The sequence below is a fragment of the Salinivirga sp. genome (assembly GCF_055145285.1).
In genome coordinates this window covers 47292-68500 of record NZ_JBSRDC010000030.1, presented here as the reverse complement: position 1 = coordinate 68500, position 21209 = coordinate 47292, and the positions used below count along the sequence as shown (strand labels likewise).

Sequence of the window (21209 nt, the reverse complement as noted above, 5' to 3'; positions counted from 1 at the left end):
AAAAAACGCCTGGCAAAAAACCAGGCGTTTTTATTGTTCGATATTTTATTGTTTACAAAGCATTTTCAATTGCTTTCTTAATATTGTCAAAAGCATTATCGTCTTTCACCACATAATTTGCTGCATTCTCACGCACAAAGTCATATACAAGGTTGCCATCCTCCTGACCAGATAAAATAATTACCTTTACCTTGCTATCGCGTTTCTTAATTTCCTTCAATACATCAAGACCATTTTTAGCATTTGGATTTTCACTATTGAGAAAATAATCTAACACAATAACAGCTGGTTTCAGGTGAAGATGATTTAAACACTCCTCCCCCGATTGAAAGCCAATAATATTGTATTTATCTTCGTCAACTAATGATTCTTTAAGCATTTCAAGGAAGATAAAATCGTCATCGACAAGTAATATTGTGTTTTTGTCACTCATATCATTATATTTTTTACAAAATTAAAAAAATATACGCTTTGTTCACGTCAATAAAATGTTAATTATTCACAATAGTTTTAATTTCTTCTTCAACTTTGTGCCATTGCTCCATTAAAAATTTAACATCATCTAGTAAAGGTTCAACATCACCATTTTGTTTAATGGTTTGTTCAATATTTTTTGCACGTTCGAATAATTTCTGACATCCTAAGTAGGTCATTTTAGGCTTTAGGGTATGAGATTTGGCCCGTGTCACCTCATAATTTCCTTTTTCATAAGAACTTGCAACTTCTTCAATTTCATTTTTTACGCTGGCCAGGTACATCTTCAGAATTTTATGAATACGTTTATAATCGCCTTTGTATATTTTTTCCAGGTAACTTAAATCTAAATACTCATAATCACCTGCTTCAGCTTTGGGGGCATAAGTTTTTAAATCAGACTCATTGTTTTCGAATTTATCAAGTATGGATTTAAATTTTTCTCCATTCTTAACTTTTCCCTGTATTTCGTCACTTGAATAAAAGGTAATTTTATGGGTGAGTATTTCTGGTGCAAATGGTTTTGAAATATAATCATCCATACCTACTTCAATAAAATGATCGCGTTCATTTTTCAAGGCATGGGCTGTCATGGCTATAATTGGAATATTTTTAATATCATCGGGCATATCTTCACGAATATATTTTGTGGCTTCTATGCCATCCATTTCTGGCATTTGAATATCCATAAAGATCATTTGATATGCATTATTTCTTAATAAATCTATAACCTGCTTACCATTTTCAGCTATATCTATTTTAATATCATTTTCCCAGTTTTTAATGGTGTCGATTGCCAGTTGCCGGTTTATTTTATTGTCTTCTGCCAATAAAAGGCGAATGGCCTCAGGATGCTTAAGCTGCTTCTCCGCATTGGCCGATTGCCGTTTAATGCTTGAAAAATGTCCAATAGCAAAAGGAATATAAAATGTAAAGACAGATCCTTTACCCACCTCGCTACTAACAAAAATTTCTCCATCCTGTAACTCAACCAACTGTTTAACAATCGCTAAGCCAAGCCCTGTTCCGCCATATTTTCGGGTAGTCTCATTTTCTGCTTGTGTAAAGCTGTTAAATATCCGGCTGATTTTTTCTTTTGAAATGCCTATTCCGTTGTCTTTTACTTCAAATTTCATTTCAACCTTTGTATCGTTGCGGCTTTTCTCGGTAATGCGCAGTTCGACAACCCCCTGGCTTTCGGTAAATTTTATCGAATTGCCAATAAGGTTCATCAGAATCTGGTTTAAGCGTGTTGGGTCGCCAATGAGCACTTCAGGCAAATTTGGGTCAACATAGTGCTTAAGTTCGATATTTCGCTCATCAGCCTTAACCTGCATGGTATTAATGAGGTAATCGATTTGCTCTGTTAGCAGAAATGAGATATGTTCAAAAGTCATCTTGCCTGCTTCTATTTTAGAGAAATCAAGTATATCGTTCAGTACAATGAGTAAATTGTCTCCGGATGCCTTAATATTGCGCAAATATGCCAATTGCTTCTGGCTGGCTCCCATTTGAATCAGAAGGTTGGTAAAACCAATAATTGCGTTGAGCGGTGTTCGGATTTCGTGACTCGTATTGGCAAAGAAAATTTCTTTCATCCGGGCATGGTGCTTAATTTCTTCATTGGCATTTTTAAGCTCTTCTTTTTGTTTATTGATAAGCTCAACCGCTTCTTGCAACTGTTTGCGCTGCCGCTCATTTTCCAATAAGGCTTTTTGCAATTGAATGTGGTGTTTGCTGCTGTGTTTAAAGGCTTTTTCAAGCTCAACCTTTTGATCTTCAATATCTTTTTTGTCAGCTGCCAGTTGCAAATACTCCTCTTTGTTGCCTCTGAGTTGCTGTTCCCTTTCATTTAGTTTCTCCTGCATCTCAGTTGTTTCATGCAGAATAAGAATAATTTTTTTACTGATATTTTGACTATCATCAATTGAAAAGAGTGTGGCATCGTAATAATGCCGTTTGTTTCCAGCTTCAATATCGACCCGGAACTTTTGGGGTGTCTCTTTTACTAATAGTTCATCTAAATAATTTAACAAATTTGTATTATCAAACACCTGATCGAGCGGCTTTACATTTAAATCATCCAGTAGTTCGAGTTCACCAAAATGTTTTTTGGCTGTGTCGTTCATACCCACCAGTTGATAAGAAAAATCGTAAAATAAGGTAATGAAATTAATTTTATTGAAAGTAGACATGGCCAGGGCGTTATTTTTTCCGCCAAAGCCAAAACTTGTTCTCCGGCTTTTAAGGTTTTCTATAATTAACCATATTACCAATGCCGTTATCACAGCCAAAAGGATGTATATAACAGGCATTTCAGCCAAAAAAGAAGCAATTATATGAGGATTGTTTAATATTTCCATAATCCGTTTTTAATACAACAATTTCATAAGCGAATTCCCATTATCAAAACATCATCAATTTGCTCCCAATCTCGTTTCCAATTTGAAAATATTTCATCTATTCGTTCTTTCTGTTCTTCAATGGGTAAATTAACAACTTTGCTCATCATTTTTTTAAACCGCCTATATCTGAATTTTTGTCCGTTCTCTCCTCCAAACTGATCAGCAAATCCATCAGAAAACAAATAAATCATATCGTTTTCAAGGTAATCAATTTCCTGAGTTTTAAAATCTACAGGTAAATTCTCCAGTGCTAATGTACCGGCTGAAAAAACACTACCATCGTATACTTCTAATTCATTATTTCTTATAAGATACAATGGATTTCGTGCTCCTGCAAAATAAATTTTCTTTTTGCCGGGCACAATTTTAACAAATGATAAGTCCATCCCATCTTTCAGATAATCTTCGTTTTTTTCTTTATTAAGTGTGTCGATGGTTATCTGATTGAGATGATGAATAATTTGGCCCGGATCTTCTATTTTTTTACCATTTACAGCATCATTGAGTCCGTCTTTTGCAATAATGGACATTAAAGCTCCAGGAACACCATGCCCTGTGCAATCTACCGCTGCTACCATATATACGGTTTCTCCATTTTCTTTTCTGGAGTCGAACCAGTAAAAATCACCACTGAGCCTTTCTTTAGGTTTAAAATAAATAAAACTTTCCGGAAAAACCTGTCTGATAGTCCTTAACGGAGGTAGTATGGAGTTTTGTATGCGTTCAGCATAAATAATGGAATCTGTAATATCGCGGTTTTTAATTTCGAGTAAATGATGTTGCTCCTGAATTTTGTCGCTTTGGGCTCTTATTTCTTCGTTTTGTGTTTCCAGTGTTTTATTCTTCTGGCTTATTTCGTTAAATGATTCCTCCAGTTTTTGTTGCTGCTCCTCATTTTCAAACATGGCTTTTTGCAACCGAACATGATCTGCGGTAGATTTTTTAAATGCCTTTTCAAGCTCTTTATTAAGTTTTTCCATTTCATCGCGCTGCTTATGAAGCTCTTCTGTTATGGCTTTATTTTCTGCCATGTGTTCCTCCAACTGCGCATTTTTATATTCCAGGGTTTGTGTACGCTCGGCAACCTTTTTCTCCAAATCGGCGTTATGCTGTTCTATTACTTTATTTAATTTTTCAAGGTTGCGTATGTTGTTTTGCTGCGCTCTTGAGTGACTAATCTGCAACCGCTTATAATACGATAATGCTACTAATGATAGTTGTACTATCACTGCAATTTTTATGAGTATCTGAAAATCGTTGTATCCATAATGATATAAGAAATGTTGTAACCCAAATAATAAAATGATGAAAAATGATACCACCATAGCCCATTTGAAATACGCATGACTGGGATCATTTATTTTATTTTTTCTTTGATGAATAACAATTCCCCCAATTAAAGCCAGAGAAATGAGCATTATAGAAATCATGATGATCTGCACATTGAATCTGAATATCAAAGCCAGTGCAAGCACTAAAGCATCGCTGATTAACACACCAGTTACCACTTTCCTAAAAAACCCACAGTTTTCATAAAAACGGAAATATTGATAGGTGAGTCCAGCAAAAGCAGCAATAATAATAAATGGAAAAACTTTAGTTACAGAACTCGTAATGCCCGGGTTTTCAAATAACAGATATTGGGATGCAAAGCCATCCAATAAGAAAAATAAAATCATGAACGATAGCATATACAACATGTAGAATAACTGGCTACGCACATGAAATTTTAGAATTAGAAACAAAAATGCCGTCAGCAGCAAAGTGAAAAAAATACCATAAAAAAGACCGGACTGGAGATTATCTATTGATGTACGTCGATTAAAACCTTGCTGATCATATAGATTTACCGGAATTTTTATCCGGTTATTTTGATTAATTACTTTTGTAAAGATGGTGTATTTGATGCCTGGCTCTAATGTAAATTGCTGTACAAAAAATCTTGACTTGATGTTTCTCTGATAAAATGGAAATTTGGCCCCTGTTTGTTTTTTGTGAATGAGTAAAAGTTCCTTTTTAATGTAAAAATATATTTCCTGGATATTAGCATTGCGATACTCCAAAAGAATGCTTACCGGATACTGATTTACATTTCGTATCTCAAATTTTGTCCATATTATACTGTCACGCGCATTGATATTGAGAAGCCGGTGGTTATTTTCAGTGAAAAGATGATCAATAAAAAGTACATCATTAATCTCTTTGAAACCAGCACCAGGTTTAAATATTTTTATATTATCCGAAATATCAATTTCACTTTGCTGACTGAATAAAATTTCATTATCTGCATCAGAGTAAAGGGGTAAGCTAAGAAAGATAAGCCAAACAAATATTATGCGCATTGGTATTATTGAGTTTTTGGAAAGATAATATTTCTTTTTTTGTTAAACAAGGGTAAATATTTGCTAATTTTGGCGCTTTTGGTATAAAATGGAAATAACCGTTTATTATATTGTACTTGCCGTATTTTATCTGATAATACCATTTATCATATACTTTCTAATCAATAAATATGATATTTTCCGCAAAACCGGTAGTATCTTTTTAGCCTATCTTATTGGTATTGTAGCAGGAAATATTGGTCTCATACCAACAAGTCTATATAACTTCCAGGAAACATTCTCCGGAATAAGCGTATTGCTGGCTATCCCGTTACTTCTATTCACCGTTAAATTACGTGAGCTCATTCATACAACAGGGCCGGTGCTCAAGTGTTTTTTGGGAGGCCTTGTGGCCGTTATTATCACCGTAAGTAGCGGATACCTCATTTGGGGCGACATGCAGCCGGATATGTGGAAAACTTCAGGTATGCTGGTAGGTGTTTATACGGGTGGCACGCCAAATTTGGCAAGTATTCAAACAGCTTTGGATGTGGCACCTGAACATTTCGTTTTGTTGAATACCTACGATATGCTGTTGTCGAGTATTTACCTGCTGTTTTTATTTACAATTGGTAAGCGATGGTTTGTAAAATGGCTGGGTAAGTCAGAACAAGCAAAGCTGGTTGACAATGAAGTGGGTGATCAAAAACAAGAAGGTTTAGCCGGTTATGTGGGCTCCATTGGCACGGCCCTGTTAATTGTTGCTTTATCAGCAGGCACATCGTTCCTGTTTTATGGTAAAGTAAATATGCTGTATGTTATACTTGCCATAACAACACTTTCGCTGTTATTGTCCCTTATTCCAAGAATGAATCGTAACGGAAGTTCAACCAATGCCGGCATGTATTTTATATTGGTATTTAGCGTAGCAGTGGCCTCGATGGCCGACGTAAGTCGTTTTCAGGAGGTAGCACCATTTTTACTCAGGTACCTCGCCTGGGTTGTGTTTGGCAGCCTGATTTTACACTTGCTGTGGTGCCGCATATTCAAACTTAAGGGCGATTTGATGATGGTTACCTCTGTGGCATTAATATGCTCCCCTCCTTTTGTCCCGGTTATTGCCGGCCAAATCAACAACAAGAATTTAATTCTGGGCGGGTTAACCGTAGGGTTAATTGGATATGCCATTGGCAATTATATCGGTATTATCATGGCATGGTTACTAAAAATACTGTAATACACACAAAAAAAGCACTTTACCCCAGTGACATCACCATTCCTTATTAGCTATCTCCGGCCAAATATTCTGCTCATAGATGTGCCTGATACTTTCCATTTGCTCCGCAGATAAAGCGGGTTGTTCCGATGCTGAGATATTAGCAAGTAATTGCTGAACTCTTGATGCACCTGGAATTACACAACTTATTTCTTTAAACATCAGAATCCACTTTAGCGCAATGGCCGCCAGGTTTAAATTTTCAGGGAAAAGTTTTTTTTCTTTTTCAACGGTTTCCAGGCCTTTCATGAAATCGATACCTGCAAAAGTTTCACCATAATCAAGGGCATCTTCTTCCTTAAAGCCACGATGATCTCCTTCGTTAAAAGTAGTTGATGTCGAAAACTTTCCTGTTAAAAGGCCACTGGCCAAAGGTACACGGGCTATAATTCCCACATTTTTTCTGGCAGCCTGGGCAAAAAAGTGTTCAGAGGGCTTTTGCCTCAGCATGTTAAAAATTATCTGTATCGTGGCTACATTTTCATATTCAATGGCTTTTAAGGCCTGATCAACTGTGCCGACACTGACGCCGAGGTTTTGTATTTTCCCCTCCTTTTTCAATGCATTGAACAGGTCAAATATTTCCGGGCGGTAATAAGTTTCATTTGGTGGACAGTGCAACTGAATGAGATCAAGCGTTTCCAATCCCATGTTTGTCAGACTATCCTCAACAAATTTTCGCAATGCGGCGGGTTGATATGCCTGATCAATATGTGGATTCAATCGTCTGCCACATTTTGTAGCTACATAAATACGCTCGCTACGCGATCGTACCAAGCGACCAACAGCCTTTTCACTTTCGCCAGCTTCATATACATCAGCTGTATCAATGAAATTGACACCATTATCAACAGCGGTATTTAATATTTCATCTGCTTTGTTCTGATCAAAACCGGTTCCCCATTTTCCGCCAACCTGCCAGGTTCCTAATCCAACTTCAGAAATCTCAAATCCTGTTTTTCCCAATATTCGCTTTTCCATTTCTTATAGTATTTAGTCATTAAAATTCGAACATATATAGCTTACCACTTACTAAAATAAAAAAAATCATTAAAAATCAAGTATTTAAAGAAAGCTCATGTCGCTCTTTCTTGGTTAAATATCGCCATTTTCCGGTTGGTATATCCAGTTTAATGTTCATGATACGCACACGCTTTAACTTAACAACCTGGTAATCGAAATAGTCGCACATACGCCGTATTTGGCGATTTAAACCCTGAGTGAGTATTATCTTAAACTCATATTTGCTCAGTTTTTCCACATGGCATTTTTTGGTGACCTGCCCCAAAATGGGAACCCCATTGCCCATGTTTTGAATAAAATCCTGTGTAATGGGTTTATTCACAGTAACTAAATACTCTTTCTCATGATTATACTCCGCACGCAAAATATGGTTAACGATATCACCGTCGCTGGTTAACAAGATTAGTCCCTCACTTAACTTATCCAACCTGCCAATGGGAAAAATCCGTTTCGGATAATTGATATAGTCGATAATATTTTTCTTTTCGGCCCGGGTGTCGGTAGTGGAAACAATTCCGCGTGGTTTGTTGAGCATGATATACACATGCTTATCATAATCTGATTGTATTACCTTTCCATCAACCATTATTTCATCGGTATGATTCGCTTTGTCGCCCAAACCGGCTTTCATCCCATTTATTTCGATACGACCAGCTTCAAGTAACTTATCGCCTTCACGGCGGGAACAATACCCCATTTCACTCAACAACTTGTTAACACGCACGCTCTTTTGCTCCATTGCAGATTGCTTTACATTTTCCAGGCTCATCAACTTTTAAAACAGCATAAGCTAAGAATAGTTCTTTAATTCAACCTAGACTTAATTTCCATAAAACTAAGCACATTTTTTTACAAATTTAGGACCTGTTGCGATGGAAACAAAAATCAAATATTCTCTTATTTTGACTTTAGAAAAAAAATTTGATTAAAATCTAATTTTTCATAGATTTACTTTGTATAACAAAAAATAAGTACTATGAAAAAACTAGCTTTATTATTCATTATTGCAGCATTATTTGTAAATTCTGCAGAAGCACAGAAAAAATTCAAAAACGAATGGAACTTTGTTGATTGGAATGAATTTATTTCATATCCACAACACTCAGGAGTATTTGTAGGTGATTTTTGCCAACCACAGTTTGATTCGGCACATGTTGGTTTTCCTGATTTTTACAATTGTCATGGCTATGCCTGGGGTATAGCAGTTGGATACCTAGGTGTACCTATGCCCATAAGCTATGACTGGACAAATCAAGATTTATGGAGATTGGTATCTGAACTTAATCTCCAGCAATGTAGTGCTAAAGAGGCCACACATCTTACATTCTACTATCCAGGAGAGCACCCAATCCTAGATGCTCAACATTCAGCCACAATTTCGCAATTCGACTGTTTCCCTTATGAAGATGGATGGATTCAGTCAGTTAATAGTCCATGGCCAGGCACAGAACCTGTTGTGTATAAAATTGATGATTATATAGAGTCGTGGGATAATAATCTAGAAATTGCATATTGGGACCTAAAAGACAATGGCAATTTACCTTTTATCCAACCAAATGAACCTTTTATCTGTCCAGCTTATAGTTATGCTCAGAGTTTAGCTATATCAGGACCCTCTAAAATTAAAATAAATGAAAAAGAAAAATATGAAACTAAATTAATTCCATATTATAGGGTACAATATGAATGGAAACAAGGAGGTCCTAATCCATCTGCAGCATTTCATATTTATCCAGGTAATCATGCGACTGAATGTTATGCCATGTCAGTTTTGGAAGGTTCTTATGTTTTAGACCTTGAAATTTATTTAAATAATGAGCTTTTAGCTGTGCACCACAAACCCATTTACGTTGTGGGTAAAAATTTTAGTGTTTCACCAAATCCGGCAACAACTCTTATTAAAATAACATCTGAAAAACGAAAACCTTATAAGTACGAAATCATTAGCCCACGTGGTTCAATTGAAAAGAATGGTTTCGCCAATACATACGAAGAAAATGTTTATGTTTCTAATTTAGAACCTGGATTTTACACAATCAAGATTACAACTGAAAATGAAATATTTCAACAAAGATTAATTGTGAAATAATGATAATAAGGGGTGATCTTGACAACATTTAATACTACTTATTTCAGCATTATTAATTTAATCAAAAGAGTAGATTATAAAACTGTTAAAATTATCAACCCAAGAATCTGTTAATCTTAAGGAAATAGTATTGTTTATATCAATTCAAATAACAAAAAAGGTTGCCTTATCAGGCAACCTTTTTGTTAATTATTGTGGAGATTCCAAAAGATTCAATTCCGGGCCCCGATAAACAAAAAAACCGTCCAGATAATTCTGAACGGTTCCTCCTTTTTCCAGTCGGGATGCCGAGATTTGAACTCGGGGCCCCTCGCCCCCCAGACGAGTACTCTAACCGGACTGAGCTACATCCCGATATTTTTCGTTTTCATTTCGAGTGTACTCTAATCCCGAAAAAACAGAAATCTGCGATTTCGTCTTTTTTCGTGGACGCTCGATTTTACTAACAAACGAAGTTTGTGTAAAAGCGGCGCCGGACTGAGCTACATCCCGATTCGCATAAAGCGGTTGCAAAGATAGATTTTTTATTTAAATGGTCAAAAAAATATCCAGGCTATTTCCTGCCAAAATTACCTCCAGGCTTTGGCATAAATATTGAAACATCTAGATGCTTAATTTTTAAATGTCATTTTGACAATAATATTACCTTTGTACAACAATTGTATCTAACTGACTAAAAAAAATAGAATATTATGGCATTGTTTAAATCACTCGACAATCTTGAGGAAAAAGCAGAAATGAATAAAGATGGCTGGCCCGAAGGCGAAGCTGAAAAAGTTAAATGTTTAATTATTGGATCCGGTCCTGCAGGTTATACTGCTGCCATTTATGCCGCTCGTGCAAACCTGTCGCCTGTAATGTATCAGGGTATGGAGCCCGGGGGACAACTTACCACAACTACCGAAGTAGAAAACTTTCCAGGTTACCCATCAGGCATTACCGGCCCTGAAATGATGGAAGACCTGAAAAAACAAGCAGAGCGTTTTGGAACAGATGTGCGCTGGGGTATGGCCACCAAAGCCGATTTGAGTAAACGGCCTTTTAAAGTAGCTGTGGATGATAAAAAAGTACTGGAAGCCGAAACACTGATTATTGCTACAGGAGCTACGGCCAAATACCTTGGACTGGAGTCAGAAGAAAAATACAGAGGTTCAGGCGTATCGGCCTGTGCCACCTGCGATGGTTTTTTCTATAAAGATCAGGTAGTAGGTGTTGTAGGTGGTGGCGATACTGCAGCAGAAGAAGCCACTTATCTGGCCGGACTGGCAAAAAAGGTATACCTGATAGTGCGGAAAGATCATATGCGCGCTTCGAAAACCATGCAAAAGCGAGTTGACAATACCAAAAACATTGAAATACTCTACGAGCACAATACCAAAGAAATCTATGGCGATGGTGTTGTTCAGGGTGCTAAACTGATTTACCGTAAGGGACAACCCGATGAAAAAGAGGTAGATATAAAAATTGACGGGTTCTTCCTTGCAATTGGTCACACACCAAACAGCAAAGTTTTTGCAGATTATCTAACCACCGATAAAGAAGGGTATATCATTACCGACGCAGGTTCGACCAAAACAAATATTCCAGGCGTATTTGCTTGCGGAGATGTACAAGACAAAATATACCGCCAGGCAGTAACTGCAGCTGGATCAGGTTGCCAGGCAGCACTGGATTCAGAGCGTTTCCTTGGAGAACAGGAATAATGCTTAAAACTTTTTTAAATTGAAATAAAAATGGCCCTTTCGACTCGGAAGGGCCATTCTATTTTCGCATCATTTTGAAACGGTGCTGAATTATTGCCTCTCCAAAAAAGCGCTAGTGCAGGACAATATTAAAAAGTCCTGTAAAAGCTGATAACTGGGCCTTTTGATAAAAAAACACGTTTTATTTTACAAGGAGCCAATAAACGCTTAAATTTGTATCTAAGCTTTATAAAAAAATGCAAAAAGTACTGATTCTGACATATTATTGGCCACCAGCCTCAGGCCCTGGAGTACAGAGATTTCTCAAGTTTTGTAAGTATTTACCTGAATTTGGGTGGAAACCATATGTTGTAACAGTGGAAAACGGCACATATTCTTCAGTAGATGAAACCCTGTTAAAAGATATTCCGGAACAGGTTCAGGTAATTAAAACACGAACCAATGAGCCATTTGGTATCTACAACCGACTTACCGGAAAGGAGAAAAAATCAGGAACAGTAGGTATGCTCAATATGAATAGCGGGCAAAATCCCATTAAACAAATGTCGCTATATGCCCGGGCCAACTATTTTATTCCGGATGCAAGAAAAGGCTGGAACCGTTTTGCTTATAAAGCTGCAAAATCGTTGATTGAAAAAGAAAAAATCGATATTGTAATCACCACCGGCCCGCCCCACAGTACGCATTTAATTGGTCAAAAGCTTAAACAAACACATGGCGTTAAATGGCTGGCCGATTTCAGAGATCCGTGGACCAATATTTTTTACAACGAGACACTCCCACGCACAGCTAACACACAAAAAAAGGACAAAGCCATTGAGGACAGTGTACTTCAAGATGCAGACAAGGTGACAGTGGTGAGCGATGGCCTCAGAGATGAATTTTCAGATCGTGCCGAACCTACGGTTATTTATAATGGTTTCGACCTGGATGACCTGGCCTATCAGCCCTGGAACGACAAAAACCGAAAATTCACCATTGCCCATGTGGGAAACCTGATGCCCGGACAAAATATTGAATCGCTGTGGCAAACCCTCAAGGAATTAAAAGAGGAATACGATGAATTTGGACTCCAGGTAAAATTATCATTTACGGGAAATGTGGACGATGGTATTTTAGCTGCGCTGGAAAGATATGATCTCCATGATATGGCACAAATTGATGGCTATGTACCCCACCTGGAAGCTACCAAAGCCATGATGACAGCCGATATGCTGCTCTTTATCATTCCGAACACAAAACGCAACCAATTAATCATTACCGGCAAACTCTTTGAGTATATTGCTTCCCGCACCCCCATTCTGGGGATCGGTCCCACCGATGGCAATGCTGCGAACATACTTCGAAATGCCCATCGCGATCCCATGATAGATTTTGACGACAAAGCAGCCATAAAAAAGCAAATACTCGTAGCCTTTACCAAGTGGCAGGAAGCCGATGCCCCGTTTAAACACGACGAAAAAGATCTTGAAAAATTCAGTCGCCGTGGATTAACAAGTCAATTGTCAGGCATACTGGATGAAATGTGCGAAGCAAAAGTAAAAGCCGGGCATGATTGAAAACAACAACTCACAAATATTTCCTTCCTTTCTTACGTCGAAGCAATGTTTAAACTATAAAACATCAATAAAAAAGGTGCCGCTTTTTATTGGTACGCCAACCAGCCTGATTTGAGTACGCTACGAAATAAATTGTTATATCTGCCTGGTTCTCATACTCGGTATAAAAAATGGTTTTATCAGCCTGGTTCTCGTAATCAGTAAAGTACCAGCGGCCATTATTTTTTCCGGCCTGGTTTGAGTATTCTACTTTGTATATACTCAAATCGGCCTGATTTTCATAATCAACCACATAAACTTTTACATCGGCCTGATTGGCATAATCAACTGCAAAAACTTTCTGCCCATGGGAGATTGAGGTAACTAACAAACCCAATATGGCTAACCCTAATAGTTTTTTCATGGTCGTAAAGTTTAATCAAAACGAAAAATTGTTTAAAAATAACAAAAAATGCGTTGACGCAAAAAATAGTTACGTTTAAGTAGTGCATCTATGAAAACACTTGATTTTTCCCTGTGCGTAGCAATAAAAGGTCTCGAATAAAACTTGTTCATATTGAAAATCAAGAAGTTTACTAAAGTAATCGACTGTTTTCAAAATGAACATAACCATCGGTCGCCAAAGGCTTACCGACGGCACGGCGCAATTATTGGAGTTTTTCTTACACGCACTAAGTCATCGCTGAATATAATTTACGGATTAGCGTCAAAATGTTATTTACTAAAACAAAATTAGGTGATTAGGGGTTCGTTTTTTAGAAGTGCCATCATTAAATAGTAAATTACAACCCATCAAAACAGTTATACTTTTTTCAGCACATAACTGAAATAAACATATTTGCCCGATTCAAAAAAGTTGTATGTTTGACTCCCAACGGTACCTGCAAAATTCAAAGCTACTTTATGGAGAAATCCCGGTACCAACCTTTTTACAAGGTTTCGTTTTCTTGAATCATCGAGGGTAAGTGCAGTAATTACTTCGCGATTTATTTGTTGTTCCTTAACTATTTGTAATCCGCTGTTGAGAAGGTGTTTTCTTAAATCCTCCATTTCGTGCTTGTAACGAAAATCTGTTAAAAGTAAATGACCGCCGGGTCGAAGAATACGGTGCGCTTCACTTAAAAAAGCCTGCATGTTCTGATACCGATGTGACGACTCCACATTAAGCACTACGTCAGACGAAGCATTTTCCAATTCAAGTTTCTGTGCATCTCCCCGATTAAAAGTTAGATGTTCATCTTTATAATGTGTGTTACAAAAATTCACAGCCCTTTTATCCAGCTCAATACCGCACGCCGATGCGGGCGCATGTGTTCGTTTCACATGAAAAAGCCCACCTCCTCGTCCACTGCCTATTTCTACCACATCGAGTCCCTTCAAATCAACTGCTGTAGCGAGATGATCATATAATTGAATTGAAAAACGATTACCATCATCATACTCAGCTGAATTAAAATCATGTTTGTCGCTATGGTATCCATAATTCATGAACAAAATTTCCGCCTTGCGATCTACTTTGTTCACATACCAATACCAAATTCTAAACAGATAATCACGTACTTTTTCTTTCATACTATATTAATTTTTCTTACAAAAAAGTGGCCATGCATATGATGACTAATTTGCGCATGGCCATTTATCAAATGTAAGTATTTTAGCTGGAAAACTTTACTAATGCTATATTATTGTCCAATTCTCATCAAATTAATTTACAAATGCAAACTTACACCCGGACCAAGCGGTATATCAAGCCATACCCAGATGACTAATAAAATTACCCATGCTATGAAAAAAGCAATTGTATAAGGCAACATCGTGGATATGATTGTTCCAATACCGGCATTTTTATCATATTTCTGAATAAATGCAATGATCAGGGCAAAAAAGCTCATCATAGGAGAAATAATGTTGGTTACGCTGTCACCAATGCGAAACACAACCTGGCTGAGCTCAGGACTATAGCCCAAAAACATGAATACCGGAATAAATATAGGTGCCAGCACAGCCCATTTTGCTGAGGCACTGCCCATAAACATGTTAATGGTTGCCGATAATATGACAAACATAATCAACAAAGGAATAAGGCCTACATCAAATGAAACGAGAAAGTCGGCCCCTTTTATAGCAAATATAAGCCCCAGGTTACTCCATTTAAAGTAAGCTACAAACTGGGCAGCAAAAAACACAAGCACAATATATGATGAGAGGGTTCTAATACTATCTGTCATACCCTTCACAATATCAGAATCGTTTTTGTATTTTCCGGTAGCAATTCCATACGCTACACCGGCTCCACCAGCAAGAATAAAAAGCCAGGCAACGACACCTTTAATTACGGGAGAATTTAAAATGGTACCATCATGGGCACGTAAAAATCCATTTTCAGGCACTATACCGATTAATATGACTGCAAGCACACCCAGAACAGTAATACCTGCAACACGTAATCCTTTACGTTCATTTTTAGATAGCGAGTCCAGATTTTCTTCATGCTCACCCTTATATTCGCCTAAACGCGGAGCCACAATTTTTTCAGTGACCCAGGTACCCACAGCTGCAACAATAAAAGTGGAGGCAACCATAAAATAATAATTGGCTGTAGGATTCACTTCATAGGCAGGCTCTACAATTCGGGCTGCTTCTTGCGACAAACCGGCCAGAAGTGGATCAATGGTACCAAGAATTAAATTGGCACTAAAACCACCCGAAACACCAGCAAATGCTGCCGCCATACCTACCACAGGATGTCGTCCAACACTGAGAAATATTACACCTGCAAGGGGAATCAATAGTACATATCCAATATCGCTAGCGAAATTTGAGAGTATACCAGAAAAAACCAGCACAAATGTCAATAGCTTTTTTGGTGCGCTTAATACCAGTTTGCGGATCAATGCGCCAATTAAACCACTACCATCAGCCATTCCAATACCCAGCATAGCTACCAATACAATTCCAAGCGGAGCAAAACCGGTGAAATTTTCGACCATTTCGAGCAAAACCCTGTGTATACCCTCTTTTGAGAGTAAGTTTACAGGTTCAATTACTTCTTTAGTTACCGGATGAATGGCATTCCAATCGACCAAATGCGCAATAAAAGATAGAAACAACACACTTACGGCAAAAAGTGCAAAAAGTGTGGCCGGGTGTGGTAAGGCATTTCCAACGCGTTCCACAAAATTGAGGAACGAAAACTTTCTGAGTGCTTTAAACATCTTAATACATTTTTTTCTGATTTTTAAGCTGCCAAAAATAAGGGGATCTTTGAAATTTCAAAAGCCGTGTGGTTTAGTTTGTTCAAAAATCCATAAAAAAAGTTATATGATCATATACAAAATTGGAAATATAATTGTTTAGGTAAGTTAGTTTTTAGGTATAGTGAACCTAACCGTTGTTCCTATATCCGGCTCACTATCAGTGGTAAGCTCTCTGTTATGTTGCTCAACAAAATCTTTACACAGTTTAAGCCCCAAGCCAGAACCTTTTTCTTTGGTTGTACCTAACTGTGAATGAAAAGACTTTGATTGCATTACTTTTTCAACTGTCTCAGATTTCATGCCCACATCATGGTCTTGCACACTGATCTGACGATATTTCTATTTTTCCATTTTCATAGGAAGATTTTTTTTTATTGAATCCGCATTTGCAAATTGCAAATCTGCTAATAACTTTGCCGGACTCTTTTGTGGAGTAGCAAAAGAGCTTAGGGATTGTGCCGAAATAACTTGACATTTTAAACTTGTTCTTTTGCCCTTTAACTTCCTTGAAAATTCATTAAATAGCCCGCTATTCGCAGTATTTTCAAGTTGCTAAAGAACAAATAACTTCGTTAAAACGGCCTACTTATTTCATTACAATCCCTTAAGGTTATTAATAATAATATCAATACTATGCAATAACGCATAGTTAACAAAATGTCAAACCTCATGATAAGCTGAAATTTATCACTTTACAAACTTTTTTTAGTACATACTGTTGTATTATCTAATTTAAAAACTTAAAATATTTTACATGCGATTATATGTTGGTGTGCTCTCGATAGCCATATTTATCATTCTTATTGATTTAGTTTTTTACTATATTTTCCTGCGCCGTAAGCGTAAGAAAAAAGCATGGTTGGCTCTATCGCTGGGCAGTGGAATACTGTATACATTGTGTTGGATTTGGTTATTTTCCTCATCGCCCGAATCATATAAATATCTTCAGGAAGACAATTATTCATTGTTTTTTCTGGCCATTTCTATAATGATTATTTTTTATATACCTCGCTTGCTTGCCATTCTGTTCAGGCTGATATTATTCATTTTTCAGATTATTAACATTTTAAAACGCAAGCCTGCCCAAACCATATCTTTAACCATTGGTGTGCTGTTTTTAGTAATCAGCATTTTAGGAATATTCGTTATTCGTTTTCAATTCCGTGTAATTGAGCAAACCATTGAATCTAAACATGTTCCAGAATCATTCGATGGTTATCGCATAGCACAAATATCTGATTTGCACCTGGGCACCTCTGAAAGGTTTAAACGCAGTTTCAGTAATATTGTAGACAGAGTTAATGATTTGAATGTTGATGCAGTTTTTTTTACCGGAGATATAGTCAATAATTTTGCTACTGAGCTGAATGGTTGGCAAAATATTTTAAATAAGATTGAGAGTAAAGACGGAACCTATGCGATTCTTGGAAATCACGACTACGGAGATTATGTAAAATGGGTATCTTCCCATGATAAACAACTCAACTTCAAGGCGGTATTATCATTTTTTGAGGAAATTAATTGGCAGTTGCTCAGAAATGAACATAAATACCTCATTAGGGGTAATGATTCGATTCTTCTGGCCGGGGTTGAAAACTGGGGCCACCCGCCTTTTCCTCAATATGGTGATTTACAAAAAACACTCCCAGATAGCTTACAGCATTCTGTTATTTTGCTGAGTCATGACCCGTCGCACTGGGATGCGGAAGTTAAGCGTCATGAAGCACCGATTTTTTTAACACTTGCCGGCCATACACACGGTTTTCAATTTGGTATACGATCGGGTTCTTTCAATTGGAGTCCTGTGAGCCTGAGGTACGACAAATGGGGCGGGCTGTACAAGCACCAGGACAAATTTCTTTATGTAAATATTGGCGCCGGAACCATTGGTTTTCCCGGCAGAATTGGTATGCGCCCTGAAATAACGCTTATCACACTCAAAGCAAAATAACCAACGCATCCCTGCACAGGCTTAAAAATGGCAGGCATAAAATATATTGACCTTGTTACACATTTAACTTATCGCTGATGTATTTTGCTGTGTAAGAATTCTTGCATTGAGCAAGTTCCTCGGGCGTTCCTTCAAATAGCAGACTCCCCCCTCCATCACCGCCCTCAGGGCCAAGATCGACAATCCAATCAGCCGATTTTATTATTTCAGGGTTGTGCTCAATTACAATTATTGAGTGTCCATTTTCAATGAGCGCATTAAAAGCATCCAGCAATTTACTTATATCATGAAAATGCAAGCCCGTTGTAGGTTCGTCAAAAATGAATATGAGCGAATCGGTAGTTTGGTCTTTTGAAAGAAATGATGCAAGTTTTACACGCTGGCTTTCTCCACCAGACAATGTACTTGATGACTGGCCGAGCTTAACATACCCTAAACCTACATCCTGCAATGGTTGTAGCTTTTTAGCTACCTTAGCTGCACTGCCCTTCGATTCCGCTCCAAAAAAGGTTATTGCCTCGTCGATGGTCATCTCAAGTATATCGAAAATCGATTTATCTTTATATTGCACCTCAAGAATTTCGTCTTTGAAGCGTCTTCCCTTACACGACTCACAAACCAGCTCAACATCGGCCATAAACTGCATTTCTACTTTAATGATACCTTCACCCTGACATTCATCGCAACGGCCTCCATCAACATTAAAGGAAAAATGTGCCGGCTTAAAATTTTGTTGCTTTGCCAGTTGCTGTGAAGCAAAAAGTGAACGTATTTCATCATAGGCCTTTAGGTAGGTCACCGGATTACTTCTTGAAGATTTACCAATCGGATTTTGATTCACAAACTCTACTCCTTTGTGCAATTGGAAATCTCCGGTTAATTGCTTGAAGTCGCCTTTTTCGTTGCTGTACCCCTGATATTTTCGTTGCAAGGCAGGGTACAAAATATTTCGGATAAGTGAAGATTTTCCACTGCCACTAACACCTGTAATAACCGTAAGAGCCTGCAATTGAATGCGTACATCAATATTCTTAAGGTTATGATGACGGGCTCCTTCAATATTTAAAAAATTACGACCTTTACGACGAATTTCCGGTACAGAAATACTCTTTTTTCCGGTTAAATAATCTGCCGTAAGGCTTTTAATGCTTTTTAGTAATTCCTTTCCATTTCCCTGAAAGACTATTTCTCCTCCATTAGACCCGGCAAGTGGACCAATATCAATTATTTGATCGGCATGATGCATAAATTCCTCTTCATGCTCAACTACCACAACCGTATTACCCAATTCTTTTAACCGTGTAAGTACACCAATTAGATTTTGCGTGTCTCTCGGATGAAGACCAATGCTGGGTTCGTCTAAAATATAAACCGAACCCACCAGGCTGCTTCCCAGCGAAGTAGCCAGGTTTATACGCTGCGACTCGCCGCCCGACAGCGTGGATGATTGTCGGTTTAATGTGAGGTATCCCAAACCAACGTCATTCAAAAACATAAGTCGGCTCTTAATCTCCTGCAAAATTCGAGTACTCACTTGTGTGTCATATTCATTGAGTTCCAAATTATCAATAAACGGCATGAGTTTTTGTACAGGCAGTTGCACCAGTTCCTGCATGTTTTTTCCCGCTACTTGCACATAAGCAGCATCTTTACGTAACCGGCTACCATTACATTCCGGACAAGTAGTTTTACCCCGGTAGCGGCTAAGCATAACACGGTATTGAATTTTATAGGCTTTCTGCTCCAAATAATCAAAGAAACGATTCAATCCGGCAAAATACTGATTACCAATCCACAAAAGTTCTTTTTCTTTATCGGTCAACTCATAGAATGGCCGGTGAATAGGAAAATCGAACAAATGCGCATTTTGCACCAGTTGTTCTTTCCACTCTCCCATCTTTTCTCCCTTCCAGCAGGCTATGGCATCATCATAAACAGATAAACTTTTATCGGGCACTACCAAATCGGGGTCAATACCAATTGTCTGTCCATATCCATCGCAGCGTCGACAAGCACCTAGCGGGCTATTAAAGCTAAAGAAATGCTCGTTTGGCTCTTGAAATGTAATACCATCAAGCTCAAACCGATTGGAGAAATTGTATTTAGTACCATCTTGGTCCATAAACATTAATGTACTTGCACCATGACCTTCAAAAAAAGCTGTCTGGACAGAATCGGCCATGCGGCTCACATTATCTTCATCATCTTTAGCTACAACGCGGTCCACCACGAGATATACATCATCGCACTTTTTTAGCTTTTCAACATTTTCAATATCATTGAGCCGTATCACGTCTTCCCTGCAAATAATACGATTGTACCCTCTCATTTTTAAACGCTCCAGCATGTCGTCATCAAATTTTACCGGTGCCAGAATCATTGCTTTTTCATCCGGAGCATTTTGTATCAGAAAGTTCACCACATCTGTTACGCTATCTTTTTTAACCTCCTGCCCTGAAACGGGTGAAAATGTTTTTCCAATGCGAGCGAACAAAAGTCTCAGATACTCATAAATTTCTGTGGAAGTACCCACTGTCGACCGCGGATTGCGCGTATTCACTTTCTGCTCAATAGCAATGGCTGGAGGTATGCCTCTTATGTAATCTACTTCTGGCTTATTAATACGGCCCATAAATTGTCTGGCATAAGAGGATAAACTCTCTACATACCTGCGTTGACCTTCGGCATAGAGTGTATCAAAAGCCAAACTTGATTTTCCGGAACCCGATACTCCTGTTATCACAATAAACTGGTTTCGGGGTATTTTTACAGAAATACCTTTAAGATTGTGTACACGAGCATTGGCTATGTCGATATAACTATTGTGTATATTTTTCATTAACTATTTGGATTGAGACAAATAACGGACAAAAATACAGCTGATTGTTGCTTTTAAAAAGAAAACTGCTTATAAAATGCATTACAGGCCGTGTACAATTTTAATGCCTCTAATGTTTTAAAGCCATTTGAGCCGAAAAAAAATATTTTAATAGAAAATTTTTGCTAAAATAATCGTTATAATTAACCAATATCACTTATTTTTACACTAAAGGTGAAATTTCATTGATAAAATGGCCAACTTTTTGATATTATGTAAGCGTAAAAGCAATATAAAATTTGGTTTTTACCAAACGATAACTATTTTTGTAAC

Annotated in this window: 15 protein-coding genes and 1 tRNA gene; 5 read left to right on the top strand and 11 right to left on the bottom strand. The window is 37.6% G+C overall.

All coding sequences use genetic code 11. The annotated features are described in order from the left end of the window. Nucleotides 1-52: 52 nt before the first annotated feature. The 3 genes from ACTB0Y_RS06515 to ACTB0Y_RS06505 are packed head-to-tail and all read right to left on the bottom strand — an operon-like array spanning nucleotide 53 to nucleotide 5221. Nucleotides 53-433, bottom strand: coding sequence for a response regulator (locus ACTB0Y_RS06515; RefSeq protein WP_463206002.1), 381 nt, complete (start codon nucleotides 431-433; stop codon nucleotides 53-55). Nucleotides 434-491: 58 nt separating this feature from the next. Then, entirely contained in the window at nucleotides 492-2837 is a 2346-nt protein-coding gene (locus ACTB0Y_RS06510; protein ID WP_463206001.1) for an ATP-binding protein, read from the bottom strand. A 23-nt stretch (nucleotides 2838-2860) separates the two neighbouring features. Then, nucleotides 2861-5221: a 7TM-DISM domain-containing protein gene (locus ACTB0Y_RS06505; protein WP_463206000.1), complete on the bottom strand. Its 2361-nt coding sequence runs from the start codon at nucleotides 5219-5221 to the stop codon at nucleotides 2861-2863. A gap of 88 nt (nucleotides 5222-5309) precedes the next feature. On the opposite strand from ACTB0Y_RS06505, the gene ACTB0Y_RS06500 reads away from it, so the two are divergent. Next, on the top strand, nucleotides 5310-6437 hold the full coding sequence (locus ACTB0Y_RS06500) for a DUF819 family protein (protein WP_463205999.1): 1128 nt from the start codon (nucleotides 5310-5312) through the stop codon (nucleotides 6435-6437). Nucleotides 6438-6470: 33 nt separating this feature from the next. On the opposite strand, the gene ACTB0Y_RS06495 is transcribed toward ACTB0Y_RS06500, so the two are convergent. Next, nucleotides 6471-7457 (bottom strand): aldo/keto reductase, encoded by a 987-nt coding sequence (locus ACTB0Y_RS06495; RefSeq protein WP_463205998.1) that lies wholly within the window; start codon nucleotides 7455-7457, stop codon nucleotides 6471-6473. A 76-nt stretch (nucleotides 7458-7533) separates the two neighbouring features. Beyond that, nucleotides 7534-8238: a 23S rRNA pseudouridine(2604) synthase RluF gene (rluF, locus tag ACTB0Y_RS06490; protein ID WP_463205997.1), complete on the bottom strand. Its 705-nt coding sequence runs from the start codon at nucleotides 8236-8238 to the stop codon at nucleotides 7534-7536. 237 nt (nucleotides 8239-8475) lie between these two features. On the opposite strand from rluF, the gene ACTB0Y_RS06485 reads away from it, so the two are divergent. Continuing rightward, entirely contained in the window at nucleotides 8476-9588 is a 1113-nt protein-coding gene (locus tag ACTB0Y_RS06485) for a T9SS type A sorting domain-containing protein (RefSeq protein WP_463205996.1), read from the top strand. Between the two features lie 279 nt (nucleotides 9589-9867). Here ACTB0Y_RS06485 and ACTB0Y_RS06480 read toward each other — a convergent pair. Continuing rightward, a tRNA-Pro gene (locus ACTB0Y_RS06480) sits at nucleotides 9868-9942 on the bottom strand. A gap of 383 nt (nucleotides 9943-10325) precedes the next feature. Here ACTB0Y_RS06480 and trxB point away from each other — a divergent pair. Together trxB and ACTB0Y_RS06470 are read left to right on the top strand one after the other, a co-directional pair. After that, entirely contained in the window at nucleotides 10326-11291 is a 966-nt protein-coding gene (gene trxB / locus ACTB0Y_RS06475) for a thioredoxin-disulfide reductase (RefSeq protein ID WP_463206009.1), read from the top strand. Between the two features lie 236 nt (nucleotides 11292-11527). Continuing rightward, complete coding sequence (locus ACTB0Y_RS06470; RefSeq protein ID WP_463205995.1) at nucleotides 11528-12850, top strand: glycosyltransferase family 4 protein; 1323 nt, start codon at nucleotides 11528-11530, stop codon at nucleotides 12848-12850. 64 nt (nucleotides 12851-12914) lie between these two features. Here ACTB0Y_RS06470 and ACTB0Y_RS06465 read toward each other — a convergent pair whose 3' ends face one another. The 4 genes from ACTB0Y_RS06465 to ACTB0Y_RS06450 form a co-directional block, all read right to left on the bottom strand. Then, nucleotides 12915-13253 carry a 7(1) septoil knot domain-containing protein gene (locus ACTB0Y_RS06465; protein ID WP_463205994.1) on the bottom strand — a complete coding sequence of 113 codons (339 nt, stop codon included), beginning with the start codon at nucleotides 13251-13253 and terminating at the stop codon, nucleotides 12915-12917. Between the two features lie 398 nt (nucleotides 13254-13651). Continuing rightward, on the bottom strand, nucleotides 13652-14422 hold the full coding sequence (locus tag ACTB0Y_RS06460) for a class I SAM-dependent methyltransferase (RefSeq protein ID WP_463205993.1): 771 nt from the start codon (nucleotides 14420-14422) through the stop codon (nucleotides 13652-13654). Between the two features lie 137 nt (nucleotides 14423-14559). After that, nucleotides 14560-16065: an AbgT family transporter gene (locus ACTB0Y_RS06455; protein ID WP_463205992.1), complete on the bottom strand. Its 1506-nt coding sequence runs from the start codon at nucleotides 16063-16065 to the stop codon at nucleotides 14560-14562. Between the two features lie 147 nt (nucleotides 16066-16212). Continuing rightward, nucleotides 16213-16428: a sensor histidine kinase gene (locus ACTB0Y_RS06450; protein WP_463205991.1), complete on the bottom strand. Its 216-nt coding sequence runs from the start codon at nucleotides 16426-16428 to the stop codon at nucleotides 16213-16215. A 433-nt stretch (nucleotides 16429-16861) separates the two neighbouring features. Between ACTB0Y_RS06450 and ACTB0Y_RS06445 the strand changes: the two genes are divergently transcribed. Next, on the top strand, nucleotides 16862-18058 hold the full coding sequence (locus tag ACTB0Y_RS06445; RefSeq protein WP_463205990.1) for a metallophosphoesterase: 1197 nt from the start codon (nucleotides 16862-16864) through the stop codon (nucleotides 18056-18058). A gap of 55 nt (nucleotides 18059-18113) precedes the next feature. Here the strand turns inward: ACTB0Y_RS06445 and uvrA are convergent, their stop codons facing one another. Continuing rightward, nucleotides 18114-20897, bottom strand: coding sequence for an excinuclease ABC subunit UvrA (gene uvrA / locus ACTB0Y_RS06440; protein WP_463205989.1), 2784 nt, complete (start codon nucleotides 20895-20897; stop codon nucleotides 18114-18116). Between the last annotated feature and the right edge of the window lie 312 nt (nucleotides 20898-21209).